The organism is Acinetobacter sp. NyZ410 (assembly GCF_022828975.1).
Classification (GTDB): domain Bacteria; phylum Pseudomonadota; class Gammaproteobacteria; order Pseudomonadales; family Moraxellaceae; genus Acinetobacter; species Acinetobacter guillouiae.
In genome coordinates this window covers 3,302,392-3,318,011 of the sequence record NZ_CP094620.1, presented here as the reverse complement: position 1 = coordinate 3,318,011, position 15,620 = coordinate 3,302,392, and the positions used below count along the sequence as shown (strand labels likewise).

The window sequence follows — 15,620 nt, the reverse complement described above, 5'->3', positions numbered from 1 at the left end:
AAAGGGGGGATTCAATGAAGAAACTGACTTTACCCACATTCAGCACTTTGATTTTAACTTTGGCATGTACAAAGGTACTTGCTGTAGATGGCACCATTACAGTCAATGGTGTTATCACTGATGGAACATGCACTTTACAAGCTGGTAGTGGTGGAGTAAGTGGCGTAAAAGATCTAACGGTTAATATGCCAACGATCCCTAAATCAAGGTTTACTCCTTTATATCCAACATCAGTGGGTATCAAATTTAGTATGCAATTAACAAATGCTACAGGTAACGATGCTTGTGATGCAGCAACAACGAATGCCTTTAAAGGGATACACCTCAGCGCAATTTCACCAACTGACTTGAATGAAACCTATCAGAACTTATTGGTCAATAAAGCCATGGGTGCAGGTGGTGCTTCTGCTAAAAATCCTATTTTTATTGGAATAACCACAGAAAACTTTGAATATGTAAATTTTTCTGCACCCTGGGGGAGGCAGGCGAAAAGTGTAGTTTCTAGTGATGGGCGTGTAACGTACTATGTAGTACTTATTTCCGAGACTGGAGTTGTCGATGCTCAAAATGTGCAAGCAAAGATAAATTATACATTGCACTATAATTAAATTTGCCTCTGTTGTTTTGGGTTGGGAAGCACTTTTACTGAAGATTGAGCAATTTAAAATGATTAAAAATTTATAAAGGGGGATTCAATGAAGGAACTGATTTTACCCACATTGAGTACTTTGGCTTTAAGTTTGACATGTAGTAGCGTGTTTGCTGTAGATGGAACAATTACCGTCAATGGTGTTATCACGGATCAAACTTGTACATTGCAAGGTGATGGTGGTTATGCAACTGGTTCGAAAGATATCGTTCTTCCATTAGGTATTGTACCTAAATCGTGGTTTACGCCTACACTTCCAGTGCCAATGCGTTATGGATTTACGCTACAGTTAACCAATGCAGCAGGTACAGGTCACTGTGATGTGGCAACAAGCAAAGCCTTTAAAGGGATACATCTGAGTACAATTTCACCAGATGATTTGGATACAGAGGATAAAACTTTATTGGTGAATCAAGCCACAGGTGCAGGTGGTGTTTCTAAGGCACATCCTATTTTTCTTAAAATGCTGACTGAAAACAGTAGACCTGTAGATTTTTCTGCGGCTTGGGGAACTCAGGAGAAAAGCTTAGTGCGTATCAGTGCTGATGGTGAAACATTTGTACATTACATAGTCGCGGTTGCTTCCAAAACGGGGATTGTCGATGCACAAAATTTCACGGCAAAGATAAATTATACATTGCACTATAATTAAATTTTGTGTGTTGGCTTAAGCGAGGGGAAGTTTAGGTTTGTTGATGATTGAGAAAATTAAAACTTATTCAAATCTTATGAGATTTATTCAATGCAGAAACTGACTTTAGCTACATTGAGTGCTTTAGCTTTAGGTTTGACATGTAGTCGCGTGTTTGCTGTAGATGGAACTATTACAGTCAATGGTGTCGTGACTGACGGAACATGTATATTACATAGTGCTGGCGGTGATGCAAGCGGTACTAAAGATCTAACGCTTAACTTGCCCACTGTACCTAAATCAGGGTTTTATCCAAATGTACCGTTAAGTAAAAAACTCATTTATATGGAGTTACTAAATGCTACAGGTACGGGTGTTTGTGATGTAGCAACATCTAGAGCCTTTAAAGGGATTCATTTGAGTGTAAGTTCACCACCTACTGACTTGGATACAGAGGATAAAACTTTATTGGTCAACAAAGCCTTAGATGCTTCCACTAAAAATCCTATTTTTTTTCAAATTACGACTAGAGATGGGATAGCTGTAGATATTTCGGAACCTTGGGGAACTCAGGCGAAAAGTCCTGTTTTTGAGGGGGCTTATGCAGTGGCATATTTAAGTTATTATGTAGCATATATTTCTAAGACAGCAATTGTCGATGCTCAAAATGTGCATGCGGTCGTCAACTATACAATGCACTATAATTAAATTTTGTATGTTGATTTTATTGGAGAAGTTTAGGTTTATTGAAGATTGAGTAACTTAAAAATAATTAAAACTTCAAGAGGTAATTCAATGAAGAAACTGACTTTAGCCACATTGAGTACTTTGGCTTTAAGCTTGCTATGTACCAGCGTATTTGCTGTAGATGGAAAAATAACAGTCAATGGTGTGGTGACGGATCAAACTTGTACATTACAAGGCTATCAAGGTCCAGTAACTGGTGTTAAAGATCTAACAGTTAGCATGCCTGCTGTGCTTAAATCAGAGTTTAATTCTTCAATTCTAACAGCAAAGCCCAAATACATTCAGATGAGGATAACAAATGCTACGGGTACAGGGTGGTGTAATGCAGCAACAACTGCAGCTTTTAAAGGGATTCATTTGAGTGTAAGTTCACCACCTAATGACTTGGATACAACGGATAAGAGCTTATTGGTCAATAAAGCCGAAGGTGCACCCACTATAAATCCTGTTTTTATTCAAATACGTACTGGGAAGAATAGAATTATCGATTTTTCTGCGCCTTGGGGGACTCAAGCGGCAAGTGAAATTTTAATCAGTACTTTTTTTTCAGTCGTAGACTACTATGTAATGTATGCATCTAAGACTGGAATTGTCGCTCCTCAAAATGTGCATGCTGTTGTCAACTATACAATGCACTATAATTAATTTTTGTGTGTTGGTTTAGTGAGGAAGCTTAGGTTAGTTGATGATTGAACAACTTAAAAAATAATTAAAACTTCAAGAGGTAATTCAATGAAGAAACTGACTTTAGCTACATTGAGTACTTTGGCTTTAACTTTGACTTGTAGCAGCGTATTTGCTGTAGATGGAACAATAACAGTGAATGGTGTGGTGATTGATGGAACATGTGTATTAAAAGGTAGTGATTATAGCCAAATAACTGGCTTGAAGAATTTAACGCTTAAGATGCCTACTATACCTAAATCAAAATTTAAGCCTACAGATCCACCAGCTGAGGCCTTTACTGTGTTTTTAGCAAATGCGATAGGCGGAGCTTGTGACCTGGTAACAAGTAACGCCTTGAAAGGTATACATTTGAGCGCAATTTCACCAACTGATTTGGATGAGACAGATAAGACTTTATTGGTCAACAAAGCCATAGGTGCTTCTACTAAAAATCCTGTTTTTATTCGAATTTTAACTGCTTATAGTGCTGAAATTGTAGATCTTTCGGCACCTTGGGGAGTTCAAGCTAAAAGCCCAGTTTCTTATAATATTGGCTATGCTATATATTATCGTGCTCAGTATGTTTCCAAAACGGGAATCGTTGATCCTCAAACTGTGCAAGCAAAGATAAATTATACCTTGCACTATAATTAATTTTTGTCTGTTGGCTAAGTAGATAATCATGCATTTGCTGATGCTTTAGAAAATTAAAACTTAAAAAAACTGCAATTGATTGCGGTTTTTTCGTTTCTGCTTCGTCATATAACTTAGAACACATGAAAACACAGATTATTTTAACTGAGTGAAGTTAATGATTATCATTTAACCTTGGGTGGGTAGAGAATGTCTCAATCTTTATATCAGAATGCAATAAAGCCAGTTGCAATGGCTGTTGCAATCGCACTGTCTATGAGTGCAATCAGTATACAAACACATGCAAATAACGCTTCGCCTGTTGGCTTTTATCAAGTGCAAAGCGGTTCATTGACTAAAGCTTTAAACAGCTTGGCACAGCAAGCCAATGTATCGTTGTTACTCGATCCAGCAAAAACCAATCGTTATCGGGTAAAGACGATGAAGGGTAAATATACCCTAGATCAGGCTTTTGCATTATTGGTGCAGAATACCCCATTCCAGATTCAAAAAACTTCAGCAGGTTATCTACTTATTGAAAAGCCTACCGCGGCACAAACGTCTGTAGTCAATACAGCGAACATTGCAACAGGAAAAGCAGCAACAGGAAAAACAGCAACTTCAACCACAAATGCTGAAAACCAAATTTATCAGATGACTCCGATTGTGGTCGAGGCGGTAAAAAAAGACACCATACAATTTGGTCAGAGCGTGCTCAATCAAAAAGCGATTGATCGTTATCAGGCCAATAATGTTGCACAATTACTTGATCATATGCCCAGTGTTGGTTCAGCAGGATCGCCACGTCCGGGAGGGCAAACGATTAATATCTTGGGTATGGGCGGTGTAGCTGATGTACCCATTACCTTGGATGATTCTGTTAAAACCTTTGATAAATATCGACAAGGTTCAGTCTTTATTGAACCTGAGATTTTAAAGAAAATTACCGTGGATAAAGGACCACATAACGTTGAAGTCGGAAATGGTGGTTTTGGTGGTAAGGTTACACTGGAAACTAAAGATGCCACTGACTTACTGGATGATGGTAAAAATATTGGCGCATTTTTAAAATATTCTCGTTTTTCCAATAACAGCCAAAATACCTATACTGGCGCTGTATATGGTAAAGCCGACAATGGGCTGGTCGATGGTTTGTTTTACTATACCAACCGAGACAGCGGCAATGTAAAGCGACCTGATGGAACTGAGTTTTTATATTCTGGGCAAGAGCAAGAAACCTATTTAGCCAAACTGAATTTTTATCCTGCCGATGGTCACAAGATTTCTTTAAATGCCATGCGCAGTGGGCATGAAGGTTGGGAACCTTTTGCTGCCATGCGTGATCAAGATGCCGTACCAACTGAGGCAGATATCGCTAAATATGGTTATGATGAGGCTTGGAAACGTCGTTTGGTCGACCGTGATCAGGAAGATACCAGCTATTCTGCAAGTTATGAATTCAATCCAGATGCTAACCCATATCTAAATTTAAAAGCTGTCGCATCCTACTCCAAAACCTATCAGCATGATCTACGCTTGCCAAGTGTAACGGGTTCAGCGGCACTGTTAGGCAATGAAAGCTGGGTAACCTATACCAATACAGCATTAAAAATGAGTAATATCAGTGATATTGAAACAAAACTGGGCACGCATAAATTAAAGGTTGGCGCGCAATACCAGAAAATGGAACAAAACTCGCTGATTTATGATAAAAACAATGCCAAAAAGCCAGATTATAATTTTGGTTATTATGAACCGAATTATATGCCTGCTGGCGATCAGCAAATGCTGAGTGCATTTATTGAAGATCAATATCAGATTAACAATTTCGTGATTACCCCATCACTCCGTTATGATCATATTGAAAATAACGGCAAGCCAAATCGTGCATCACGATTTAATGATCCAGCAGCAGGGCATGATTATTCCAGTAAAACCTATACGGGCTGGTCGCCACGTTTGGCAATGTCTTGGAAACAGGCCGACTATATGACATGGTTTGCGAATGTGAGTAAAACATGGCGTGCGCCTCGCGTTGATGAACAATATTATGTGCAATCCGCAGCAACCACTGTTCCATCCACCAGTCGTTATTTAGTTCCTGAAAAAATGTTGGCGATTCGTGTCGGCAATGAGATGAATTTTGATGATGTGTTTAGTGATGAAGATCATCTGCAAGTGCGTTTAACCTATCATCATAATCGCGGGGGCGATGAGATATTCCGCAATCGCTCAACATTTTGTCAAGCACAGGCAGAAAATAATGCAAACACAGGAAAAGGTAGCGTAGCAGACTGTAAAGGCAATTATGATCATGGTTTTTATCGTAATGTGACCGATTACACCATCAAAGCCTATGAAGCCGAAGCTTTCTATAATCAGCCGACTTGGTTTGCTGGTTTAACCTATTCCTATATTCGCGGGCAACGTGATAATTCTCCTGTAAATCCATGGTTTGATCAAAAAACATGGATGACCAATATCCCACCGAAAAAAGCCACTGCGACTTTAGGGGTGAATGTGCCTGAACATCACTTAACTATGGGGTGGAGAGGGATCTTTGTTGCTGCACAAGACCGAAGCCTTTCAGATAATGATAAGTCGATCGCGGCATCTTCATTTTCATTACCTAAAACCAAGGGTTATTCACTACATAGCGTTTATGCCGATTGGCAGCCAATTGGTGCAAAAGGCCCGACGCTGAATTTCTCGATTGATAATTTATTTAATCGTGATTACAAAATGTATTTGGGTGAGTATATGACAGGTACAGGTCGAGATTATAAGGTGAGTATTTCGCAGAAATTCTAATGCGTTTATATTCAAAATTTGACATAGCGAGAAGTAAATTTGATTTAAGGATTAAATTTTACTTCTCGCTTTTTTATAGATTAGTTTTCTTATAAAAGTATATTTTTTAGATGATTTCTAAATGAGGTGAAGTCTTATAAATCATGAAATTCATAGCATTTGATAAAAGATAATTCATAAGACTGAAGAATTTGCACTGCCACATCTTATATTCAAAATTTAAATAGGTTTGTGTAGGCGATGCCTAACTTTTCGTAGGGGATGCAAAACCTTGCGCTGCAAACAAAGCAGTGCTTTGTTTTTGCTCATGGGCGAGGGGTACGTCCTGTACCCCCGCATTCCCGGACATAAGGGGCGACATCCATGTCGCCACACGGTAGGACAACTATCTAGGATTCAAGAATACAAAAACTTATTCATAGACAATAACTTCTAAAAGTTTATAAAAAAATAAGCTTCATTTCTGATCAATGACTTAATAGAAGTCGCTTGTATGAATAATTAGGTGGTTTGACTATAGATGATTTTTAAATGAGGTGAAGTCTTATAAATCATGGAATTTATAGCATTTTATAAAAGATAATTCATAAGACTGAGGAATTTGCACTGCCACATCTTATATTTAAAATTCAAATAGATTTGTGTAGGCGATGCCACACGATAGAACCACTATGTATGATTTAACAATGCAAAAACGCAGGTTAATTTATATAGTAGTCATGACATGGATTGATATTCACTGCTCATTTTTTCATTAACGCAAGGTTTAACAAATCACCATACATTCAAGTGACTAAAATAATAATTTTTTATCAGTAGACTTCTTTCATAAGTCCTTTTTAAATCAATAAATCAACATAAAAGTACCCTCATCCTAGCCTTCCCATAGGGAGAAGGAACTTTTAATACCAATATAATTCACTCCACATGATCATTTTTTGATTGATGAAAGATCTTTAGTGATTTACCGATCTCGATGCAATATATATCTATTCGGTTATGAATTCTCATTGAAAGATGATTGGACTTTGACCTCTATTCATTCAAAAAATACCTTCAGGCTAAACAGATAAATCACTGTTTATAAATGATCACCAGAGGATTGGTGTATTAGGATCTGTATAAAAGGGACGATGATGAATACAAATAAAAATAGTTCACAGAACGTAAATCAGGCTGGATCCACCATCGCACAAGCTGTTGAGGATCATGCATTGGTCAGTGTGCCCATGGCAGAGCGTCAGAGTGGGTTTAAACTGGCGATGAGTCCAATGGGCGTTGCAACAGCGCTGGTCATTTTTGCCGTTGGTGGATTTACAGTATTACTTTCAGGCTTTTGGATTGGGCTACTGGCAGGATTTATCGCAACCATTGTTGGTTATAGCATGGGTTATTACCTTGGAAAAATGACTTTTCAGACAGGTATGTCGAGTACGGTCACATCGCGGTTTTTCGGATTTGGTGTCAAAGGCTCATCACTGGGCGCAGCTATTTTTGCCTTTATGATTCTTGGTTTTCTGGCATTGGAAAGCGCCTTGCTGTATGAAGGAACGCTGTTGATGTTTAACTTGCAGGACACCATACTGGTCAAAATATCCCTGTATGGTGTACTGACCCTTGCATGGATTTTATTGGCGATATTTGGTCTGCAACTTGCGTTAAGAGTTTCAAAATACATGATCGTGATTACACTGGTGGTCACATTCTATATGATTTATCACCTTTATGCTGTGCGTGGTATGGACCCAATGCTGGTTTTTAATTCTACGGGTTCAGTTGCTGGTGGGTTCTGGCCAAAACTCAGTACGGCACTGGTTTTAATGGGGGCAACTGCGGGCACAATTGCACTGGTCACAATCGATTTTGCTAGATATTGCCGCAATACTCAGGATGTTAAAGTTCTGGCGATGGCTGGGCCGATTATGCAAAACCTGATCATGATTGTATTGGGTGGACTGGTGGTGATTGGTGGCATACCCGAAGTGGCTGAATATCTGATGCATCGTCAAGCGGGTCTGTCACCACAACAGGCGTCTGAAGCCGCTGCTGGTTTTGCCATGACCAATACCGGGGCATTTTTTGTGGTGCTTGCAGGCTGGGTTGGATTTGTCACCATTTATGCTGCACAGGCCAAAGCACAAGCGATTAATGCTTATTCTGGTTCACTTGCATTGGTTAATTTGTTGGATGCGCTGACTGGAAAAAAACCGGGGCGCGCCTTTATGGTGGTGCTTGGTAATATTTTTGCTTTGATGATGATCGGGGCAGGGATTCTAGGTCAGTTTGTCGCTTGGCTCTCCTATTTGGGTTGTATGACCATGGGCTTGTGTGGCGTGATGCTTATTGACTATTACTATGTGAGGAAAGGGCAGTTTTCATTGCAGACGGCAAAGGTTGAAAGCTGTAATTGGGCAGGCGTGATTACTTTGATTATTGCTTCGGGTATTGGGATCGCGTTGATCGCAAGCAAAATGTTTGAACTGGGTTTCTTTGTGACATTGGGCTTAACTTTCTTGATGTATCCTATACTCAGAAAATTGATGCCAGAAGGAACTGCAACTCATTTTGTCGAGGCTGATGTTGCACTGGATGCAGCGGATTGACACTCAAATTTTGTGCTTTTGAATTCTAGATGGTTATCCTATCGTGGGGCGACAGGGATGTCGCCCCTTATGTGTGGGAGTGCGGGGGTATAGGACGTACCCCTCGCCAAACGAAAGATTTTTGTAACTTTTCATCTCTGAAAAGTTAGGCATCGCCTACGCAAAGGTATTTAAACTTTCAAAGTAAAATGTGGCAATGAAAGCTTTAACAAAGCTCATCCTGATTCATTTTGGATTTTTAAATCCTTCCATTGCTTACATTCATTGTATTTCAAGTCGCTCAGCTACTTTCTCAAAGTAAGTGATCTATAGTTGTCGTGGTGTAAGTGGAGATTTTCGAATATTGAGCCAAAAATTTTATTCAACTAACGGGTATTCGCACTCAAAAGCCATGTTGTTATGAACGTGGCTTTTTTAATGCTTAAGCAATTTTTATTCATAATAAAAAGGTTATATATGAAGACTAAATACATGATTGGACGCATATAAACAACCTTGTTAACCTCATTTTATGCTTAAAGATTAAGCAATTATAAATAAAGTGAATATAAGGATATGGGACATGAATAGTAAATTAGATACTGAAAGTGTTGCAGTGAACAAGGACTATATTCCATTTACAGGACAGGAGTATTTAGACAGTCTCAATGATGGGCGTGAAGTATGGATTTATGGTGAGCGGGTAGAAAATATTACCGAGCATCCCGCATTTCGTAATTCAGCACGGATGATTGCCAGAATGTATGATGCCTTACATGCACCTGAAACCAAGGATATTTTAACCACACCGACAGAATGGGGTGGTTTTACTCATCGTTTTTTTCGTGTTGCCCATAATGTTGAAGAGCAAGTGGCTGCACGTGATGCGATCGCGGCATGGCAACGTATTTCATGGGGATGGATGGGGAGGTCGCCTGATTATAAAGGCTGTTTTATTGGAACACTGGGGGTAAATGCAGATTTTTATAAAGGTTTTGAAGAAAATGCACGCCGTTGGTATCGAAAAGCACAAGAAAAAACTTGGTTTATTAACCATGCATTGATGAACCCACCTGTTGACCGTGGTCTTGGCGCAGACGCTGGTAAAGATATCTTTATTCGTGTCGTTAAGGAAGATGAGCAAGGCATTTATGTGTCTGGCGCTAAAGTTGTTGCCACAGGCTCGGCTTTAACCCATTTCACATTTATTGCACATGTCGGGCAAGTGATGTTTCAAGATCCAGCATTCGCCCCAGTATTTATCGTACCGACCAATGCACCCGGAGTGAAATTACTTTGCCGCACCTCAAATGAGTATCGTGCAGCAGTGCTTGGCAGTCCATTTGATTACCCACTATCAAGCCGTCTTGATGAAAATGATGCCATTTTGGTATTGGATAATGTCTTTATCCCATGGGAAGACGTTTTTATTTATAACAATTTACAACAAGCAAATGCTTATAACACTGAAGCTGGTTATTTAGAGCGAGCCTCTTTACATGGCTGTACACGCTTTGCGGTCAAACTTGATTTTTTAGTCGGTACTTTAGCAAAAGCACTCGAAATTACAGGCGCAGACAAATTTCATGGTGTGATGTCTCAGATGGGCGAAGTGATTGCATGGCGCAATACCTTTTGGGCACTGTCAGATGCAATGGCGAAAAGTGCTGAAGCTTGGAATGGCATGATTCGTCCAGATCCACATCATGCAGGTGCTTACAGAGTCATCAGCCAATTGGCGATGCCAAAAATCAAAAATATCATTGAACAGATCGTGGCAAGCGGCTTGATCTATCTCAATTCCCATGCCGATGATTTTAAAAATCCCCACATTCAAGGTTATCTCGCCACCTATCTTCGTGGATCAAATGGTAAAGATGCGATTGAGCGTGTCAAAGTCATGAAAATGCTCTGGGATGCGATTGGTACTGAATTTGGCGCTCGGCATGAGTTATATGAAATTAACTATCTTGGCAGTAATGATGTGACCCGCCAGACCAATCTGTTTGCGGCACAGTCTAGAGGGATGCTCGATTATTGTAAGGACTTTGCTCAAAAAGCCATGGATGAATATGACATTTATGGCTGGACAGTTCCCGACCTGATCAACCCTGATGATGTGAGTATTTTAAATAAAAATTAATTCAGCAGCATGCGTCAATAGAAGGACCAAGAAAATGACAGTTGCGAACTTACAGCGAACAACACTGGGTGAAATGGTGAAGATCATGCAAGCAAACCAGACCGATGTGGATTTTACACCACTTGAATTTCGCAAGGCGATGGGGAAATTTGCAACAGGTGTGGTGGTGATTTCTTCTTGTCATGATGGACAAACCCATGCCATGACAGCAAATGCCTTTATGTCAGGTTCATTGGAACCCGCCATGGTGCTGGTTTCAGTTGGCAATAGCGCAGCATCACATGAAAAAATCAGTTTGGGTGAGTATTTTGGTATCAGCATTTTGCATGAAGATCAGATACAGGTCAGTAACCATTTTGCTGGAAAGCACGCTGAACATTTTAAGCCCGAATTTGAATATATCGCGGATTTTCCTGTGATCAAAAATGCTGCTGTTCAGGTGGTGACCAAACTACAGTTTAGCTATCCATGCGGTGATCATACCTTATTTGTTGGACTGGTCACGCATTTACAGCAACAAGACGGGGTAAAACCACTGGTGTTTCACAGTGGGAAATACGCTCAGATTGCAGGCTAACAGGAAAAGGAATTGAAATATGGTGAAACCCATTGAAATTGCTCAGGTGACGTATGCCGCGCCAGATTTGGCGGTCATGGAAAAGTTTATGACGGATTTTGGTCTGAGCTGTGTCAATAAAACTGATGAGGTGTTGTATATGCGGGGCAGTGGCGAACAACACCATATACATGTGACCTATCGTGCGGAAAAGCAGCATTTTATTGGTGCTTCAATCGAGGTGTCTTGTCTGCAAGATCTGACTGAACTGGCCAAACTTGAGGGGTCTTCAGCGGTACAGCTTTCATCTGAACTAGGCGGTGGCTATGAAGTGGTCATGCACATGCCAGACGGTTTTGAAATCAAAGCCATTTGGGGACGAGACAAACATGTTGATATCACAGAGCGTAAGGCTTTTGACTTAAACAATGCCACCTGTAAACCACGCTTGAATGAATCTATACGGGTAACGTGCAAACCTTGTCAGGCGATCAAACTTGGGCATTTTGTACTGCATGTCAGTCATCATGATGCATCGGTGCAATGGCTTCAGCAACGTTTTGATTTGCTTCCCTCAGATTACTTTGTCCCACCCGGTAAAGACGGGCCGATTGTCGGAACGTTCCTGCGCTTTAACCAAGGTGCAGAAAAAGTAGATCATCACTCGATTTTAATTTTGCAGTCAGACTGGGTGGGTGTACACCACTGTTCGTTTGAAGTGATTGATTTGGATGCTGTGATGACCGCACATGATTATCTTGTCACTCAGGGTTATCAACTGGATTGTGGGGTTGGACGGCATATGCTCGGTAGCCAGATTTTTGACTACTGGAAAGATCCCTTTGGTTTTAGGGTCGAGCACTATACCGATGGTGACATGCTTGATCAGCATGCACAGCCGATGAAATTCAACGGTACTGCAACGGAAACCACACAATGGGGCATGGCACCAGAACTGGAGTTTTTCCAGTAGGAGATCTTATGACATACGTATTAAAGGCTCCGACCCGTGAAAAACTGATGCGGGTGGGTACGGCGAATATTGCCAACGTTTTACTCAAACATGGTTTTAGTAACGTGATTATGCAGGGTATTTTTCCGATTAGTACGACTCAGCAACAATTGGTGGGACCTGCTTATACCTTGCGCTTTATCCCTGCACGTGAAGATTTGAGCAGGATGAGCAATTACAGTCGTGATGACAATCTGCATCGCCGTGCCATTGAGGAATGTCCTGAAGGGGCTGTACTGGTCATGGATGCTTTTGGCTGTACTCGTGGCTCCAGTATGGGAGACATGATGGCAGCCCGACTTAAATATCGAGGTGTTGCTGGGGTGGTCACCGATGGTGGCTATCGTGATTCTCCCGCAATTTATGCGGTGGGTTTGCCTTGCTTTCAGAAACACAATGCACCACCAGCAACGCCGATTGCATTGCATCCGATCTCTTTGAATGAACCAATTGGATGTGGTGGTGTTGCGATCTATCCCGGTGATGTTGTGGTGGGGGACGGGGATGGTGTGGTGGTCATTCCACAAGCATTGGTGGATCAGGTTGCGGATGCAGCATTGGACGCTTGCGAATATGAAGCTTTTGCTGCGATGCATATTCGGCAGGGAAGATCTATTTTTGGGCTTTTTCCAGCCACAGCAGAAAGTCGCTTGGAATACAACAGATGGAAAGCTGAGCAAAAACAGGAGCAACAAGAATGAATATCAATACAGGAACATTTAAAAGTTTGGAAGTGCTAGTCAATACCACTGAACTCAATGATGATGAATGGATTAATTTTCCTGAGTATGGATTTCGTCAGTATTTCCTTTGGAAGAATGTAGACACTGGTGGAACGATTGCACTGCTTGAATTTCAAAAAGGTGGCTGTATCCCGATCAAGCATATCCATGCGTCCAATCAGTTTATGTTCTGCCTAGAAGGTGAATACGAATATATCGATGTGGGTTTTATTCTGAAATCTGGCTGCTTTTATATGAACCCGAAAGACCATCCGCATGGCCCTACGCTGGCACATCAGTTTAGTCGACTGATCGAGATTTATGATGGTCCACATTATTACGAAAAGCCTGCATATCACACAGATGAAAGTATTGGTGATTTTGTAAAGAAAGAAAATCAAGAGAATAGGTTAAAACAATGATGAATATTGCACAAAAAAAATATCCAGAAGATGCACTGTTTGATACACAACAGGTGTTAAAAACTTTTGGTTTGGATCAACTGCATGCAGGTTCCTTTGGTGTAAAACAAGGCTGGTCTAGGCTTGAAGGGCGTGAACTTATTCATGCAGTTTGTCCGGCTGATAATGAAATAGTCGGGCAAATTGCAGCATCTAACGCAGAAGATTATGAGGAAATTATACAGGCTGCAGTGGCGTATCAGAAAACATGGCGCATGGTTCCAGCCCCACGCCGTGGTGAATTGGTGCAGCGTATTGGTCAGTTGGTACAGGAAAACATGCAGGCCTTGGCGGGTATCATTGCGCTAGATACAGGTAAATCTGTGATGGAAGCCAAAGGTGAGCTCAAAGAAGTGGTCGAGATGGCAACTCTTGCGACAGGGCAATCCCGCATGATGTTCGGTTTCACTTTACAGTCGCAACGGGTGAAACACCGAATGTATGATCAATGGTTACCACTGGGTGTGGTGGGGGTGATCAGTGCCTATAATTTCCCCGCAGCAGTTTGGGCGCAGAATGCTTTCCTCTCAGCCATTGGTGGCAATACGGTGATATGGAAACCCAGCCCTAAAGTCCCACTGACCGCAATTGCCTTACAGAAACTGGCCAATCAAGCCATGCTGGAAATGAATTTGGAAGGGGTTTTTTCTTTGTTTATTCCTGCGGATAGCGCTGTGGCTGAACTGATGATCCGTGATCGACGTATCAACATGGTCTCATTTACAGGTTCTACGGGTGTGGGTAAAAAAGTCGCAAGTATCGTAAGCGAGACATTGGGGCGTAAATATATGCTCGAATGTTCAGGCAATAATGGTTGTATTGTCGATGAAACTGCCGATTTACAACTTGCAGCGCGTGCCATTACTTTTGGAGCGATGGGTACCACAGGCCAGCGTTGTACCAGTACTCGTCGTCTGATTGTGCATCGCAGTGTCATGTATGAACTGATTGAATTGCTTAAACAGGCGTTTGATCAGATCCGTATTGGTGACCCACGTGAACAAGAGACCATCATCGGTCCACTGATTGACGCAGCTGCGGTAGCGCAATATCAGGCAACGATTCAGCGTGCTCAGGAACTTGGCGCTAAAGTGGTTTATGGTGGTCAGCGCATTGACCGCCCGGGGCTTTATGTCGAGGCATGTTTGATTACAGATGTTGAACCAGAATGGGATTGCGTACAGCACGAAACTTTTGCACCGATTGTATTTGTGATGCCATATGACGACCTTGAACAAGCCATTGCTATTCATAACAACGTTGCGCAGGGGCTTGCTTCAGGTATTCACAGTTCAAACCTAAGCAATATCGAACTGTTCTTGTCTGCGGCAGGAAGTGATTGCGGTATTGTTCGGGTCAATATGGGAACAACCGGGGCAGATGTTGGCGCGGCATTTGGTGGTGAAAAGGAAACGGGTGGTGGACGTACCGCAGGATCAGACTCATGGAAAGGCTATGTGCGTCGCCAAAGCGTATGCATTAACTGGAGTCGTGAAAGTGCTTGGGATTCACACATTCATCTTTCATCAGAAAAAGTGGGCTAGGAATATTGAGTTAAAAATATCGGGTTAGAAGTATTGAGTTAGAAATATTGAGTTATAAATATAAGGAAAACAACATGTTAAAAGAACGGATTATTTCTCCAACAGTCAAAGAACCCGCACCGGGCTTGTGGTCAAACTGCCTGAAAGTGGGCAATCAGGTATTTATATCTGGTATGACCGCACGGCAGCCAGATGGTGAAACCGTGCTGGGTGATGAATATGAACAGTCGCAAGTGATTTTTCAGAAAATTAAGGATTTAATTGAAGCCGCTGGAGGCACGATGAGCAATATTGTCAAAATGACCATCTTTGTCACCAATATCGCCAATAACACCGCCGTCTGGAAAGCCCGCAAGGAATTCTTTGAAGGCGATTTTCCAGCTTGTACGCTTGTGGAAGTAAAGGCACTGGCCAAAGCAGAAATCCTACTGGAAATTGAAGCGACTGCAATTCTGGGTTAATC

14 protein-coding genes are annotated in these 15,620 nt (G+C 41.4%); all 14 read left to right on the top strand.

Annotated features, from left to right (window positions below; genetic code table 11):
* The first annotated feature begins 14 nt into the window (after positions 1 to 14).
* The 14 genes from MTO68_RS15810 (at position 15) to MTO68_RS15745 (ending at position 15,618) form a co-directional block, all read left to right on the top strand.
* Positions 15 to 608 (top strand): type 1 fimbrial protein, encoded by a 594-nt coding sequence (locus MTO68_RS15810; RefSeq protein WP_244013378.1) that lies wholly within the window; start codon positions 15 to 17, stop codon positions 606 to 608.
* Positions 609 to 695: 87 nt separating this feature from the next.
* Positions 696 to 1,301 (top strand): fimbrial protein, encoded by a 606-nt coding sequence (locus MTO68_RS15805; protein ID WP_244013376.1) that lies wholly within the window; start codon positions 696 to 698, stop codon positions 1,299 to 1,301.
* Between the two features lie 90 nt (positions 1,302 to 1,391).
* On the top strand, positions 1,392 to 1,988 hold the full coding sequence (locus MTO68_RS15800) for a type 1 fimbrial protein (protein WP_244013374.1): 597 nt from the start codon (positions 1,392 to 1,394) through the stop codon (positions 1,986 to 1,988).
* A gap of 87 nt (positions 1,989 to 2,075) precedes the next feature.
* Positions 2,076 to 2,672 (top strand): type 1 fimbrial protein, encoded by a 597-nt coding sequence (locus MTO68_RS15795; RefSeq protein WP_244013372.1) that lies wholly within the window; start codon positions 2,076 to 2,078, stop codon positions 2,670 to 2,672.
* A gap of 87 nt (positions 2,673 to 2,759) precedes the next feature.
* Positions 2,760 to 3,347: a type 1 fimbrial protein gene (locus MTO68_RS15790; RefSeq protein WP_244013370.1), complete on the top strand. Its 588-nt coding sequence runs from the start codon at positions 2,760 to 2,762 to the stop codon at positions 3,345 to 3,347.
* A 189-nt stretch (positions 3,348 to 3,536) separates the two neighbouring features.
* Positions 3,537 to 6,137, top strand: coding sequence for a TonB-dependent hemoglobin/transferrin/lactoferrin family receptor (locus tag MTO68_RS15785; protein ID WP_244013368.1), 2,601 nt, complete (start codon positions 3,537 to 3,539; stop codon positions 6,135 to 6,137).
* 1,136 nt (positions 6,138 to 7,273) lie between these two features.
* Positions 7,274 to 8,740: a hypothetical protein gene (locus tag MTO68_RS15780; RefSeq protein ID WP_239045282.1), complete on the top strand. Its 1,467-nt coding sequence runs from the start codon at positions 7,274 to 7,276 to the stop codon at positions 8,738 to 8,740.
* A 562-nt stretch (positions 8,741 to 9,302) separates the two neighbouring features.
* Entirely contained in the window at positions 9,303 to 10,862 is a 1,560-nt protein-coding gene (locus MTO68_RS15775; RefSeq protein ID WP_244013367.1) for a 4-hydroxyphenylacetate 3-hydroxylase family protein, read from the top strand.
* Between the two features lie 34 nt (positions 10,863 to 10,896).
* Positions 10,897 to 11,439 carry a flavin reductase family protein gene (locus MTO68_RS15770; RefSeq protein ID WP_004822799.1) on the top strand — a complete coding sequence of 181 codons (543 nt, stop codon included), beginning with the start codon at positions 10,897 to 10,899 and terminating at the stop codon, positions 11,437 to 11,439.
* A 19-nt stretch (positions 11,440 to 11,458) separates the two neighbouring features.
* Entirely contained in the window at positions 11,459 to 12,391 is a 933-nt protein-coding gene (locus MTO68_RS15765) for a VOC family protein (protein WP_244013365.1), read from the top strand.
* An 8-nt stretch (positions 12,392 to 12,399) separates the two neighbouring features.
* The gene (locus MTO68_RS15760) at positions 12,400 to 13,131 is read left to right on the top strand and encodes a dimethylmenaquinone methyltransferase (RefSeq protein ID WP_244013363.1); all 732 of its coding nucleotides are present in this window, start codon (positions 12,400 to 12,402) and stop codon (positions 13,129 to 13,131) included.
* Positions 13,128 to 13,574 carry a cupin domain-containing protein gene (locus MTO68_RS15755; protein ID WP_244013361.1) on the top strand — a complete coding sequence of 149 codons (447 nt, stop codon included), beginning with the start codon at positions 13,128 to 13,130 and terminating at the stop codon, positions 13,572 to 13,574. Before MTO68_RS15760 ends, MTO68_RS15755 begins: the two co-directional genes overlap by 4 nt.
* A complete protein-coding gene (locus MTO68_RS15750; RefSeq protein WP_244013359.1) occupies positions 13,571 to 15,157 on the top strand; it encodes an aldehyde dehydrogenase family protein in 1,587 nt (528 codons plus the stop codon). The genes MTO68_RS15755 and MTO68_RS15750 overlap by 4 nt, the downstream gene beginning before the upstream one ends.
* A 74-nt stretch (positions 15,158 to 15,231) precedes the next feature.
* Complete coding sequence (locus tag MTO68_RS15745) at positions 15,232 to 15,618, top strand: RidA family protein (protein ID WP_105714078.1); 387 nt, start codon at positions 15,232 to 15,234, stop codon at positions 15,616 to 15,618.
* Positions 15,619 to 15,620: the final 2 nt, after the last annotated feature.

Coding starts and splice junctions, on each gene's coding strand:
- MTO68_RS15745 (WP_105714078.1), top strand. CDS start 15,232: ATGTTAAAAGAACGGATTATTTCTCCAACAGTCAAAGAACCCGCACCG.
- MTO68_RS15760 (WP_244013363.1), top strand. CDS start 12,400: ATGACATACGTATTAAAGGCTCCGACCCGTGAAAAACTGATGCGGGTG.
- MTO68_RS15755 (WP_244013361.1), top strand. CDS start 13,128: ATGAATATCAATACAGGAACATTTAAAAGTTTGGAAGTGCTAGTCAAT.
- MTO68_RS15775 (WP_244013367.1), top strand. CDS start 9,303: ATGAATAGTAAATTAGATACTGAAAGTGTTGCAGTGAACAAGGACTAT.
- MTO68_RS15765 (WP_244013365.1), top strand. CDS start 11,459: ATGGTGAAACCCATTGAAATTGCTCAGGTGACGTATGCCGCGCCAGAT.
- MTO68_RS15805 (WP_244013376.1), top strand. CDS start 696: ATGAAGGAACTGATTTTACCCACATTGAGTACTTTGGCTTTAAGTTTG.
- MTO68_RS15800 (WP_244013374.1), top strand. CDS start 1,392: ATGCAGAAACTGACTTTAGCTACATTGAGTGCTTTAGCTTTAGGTTTG.
- MTO68_RS15750 (WP_244013359.1), top strand. CDS start 13,571: ATGATGAATATTGCACAAAAAAAATATCCAGAAGATGCACTGTTTGAT.
- MTO68_RS15780 (WP_239045282.1), top strand. CDS start 7,274: ATGAATACAAATAAAAATAGTTCACAGAACGTAAATCAGGCTGGATCC.
- MTO68_RS15770 (WP_004822799.1), top strand. CDS start 10,897: ATGACAGTTGCGAACTTACAGCGAACAACACTGGGTGAAATGGTGAAG.
- MTO68_RS15790 (WP_244013370.1), top strand. CDS start 2,760: ATGAAGAAACTGACTTTAGCTACATTGAGTACTTTGGCTTTAACTTTG.
- MTO68_RS15810 (WP_244013378.1), top strand. CDS start 15: ATGAAGAAACTGACTTTACCCACATTCAGCACTTTGATTTTAACTTTG.
- MTO68_RS15795 (WP_244013372.1), top strand. CDS start 2,076: ATGAAGAAACTGACTTTAGCCACATTGAGTACTTTGGCTTTAAGCTTG.
- MTO68_RS15785 (WP_244013368.1), top strand. CDS start 3,537: ATGTCTCAATCTTTATATCAGAATGCAATAAAGCCAGTTGCAATGGCT.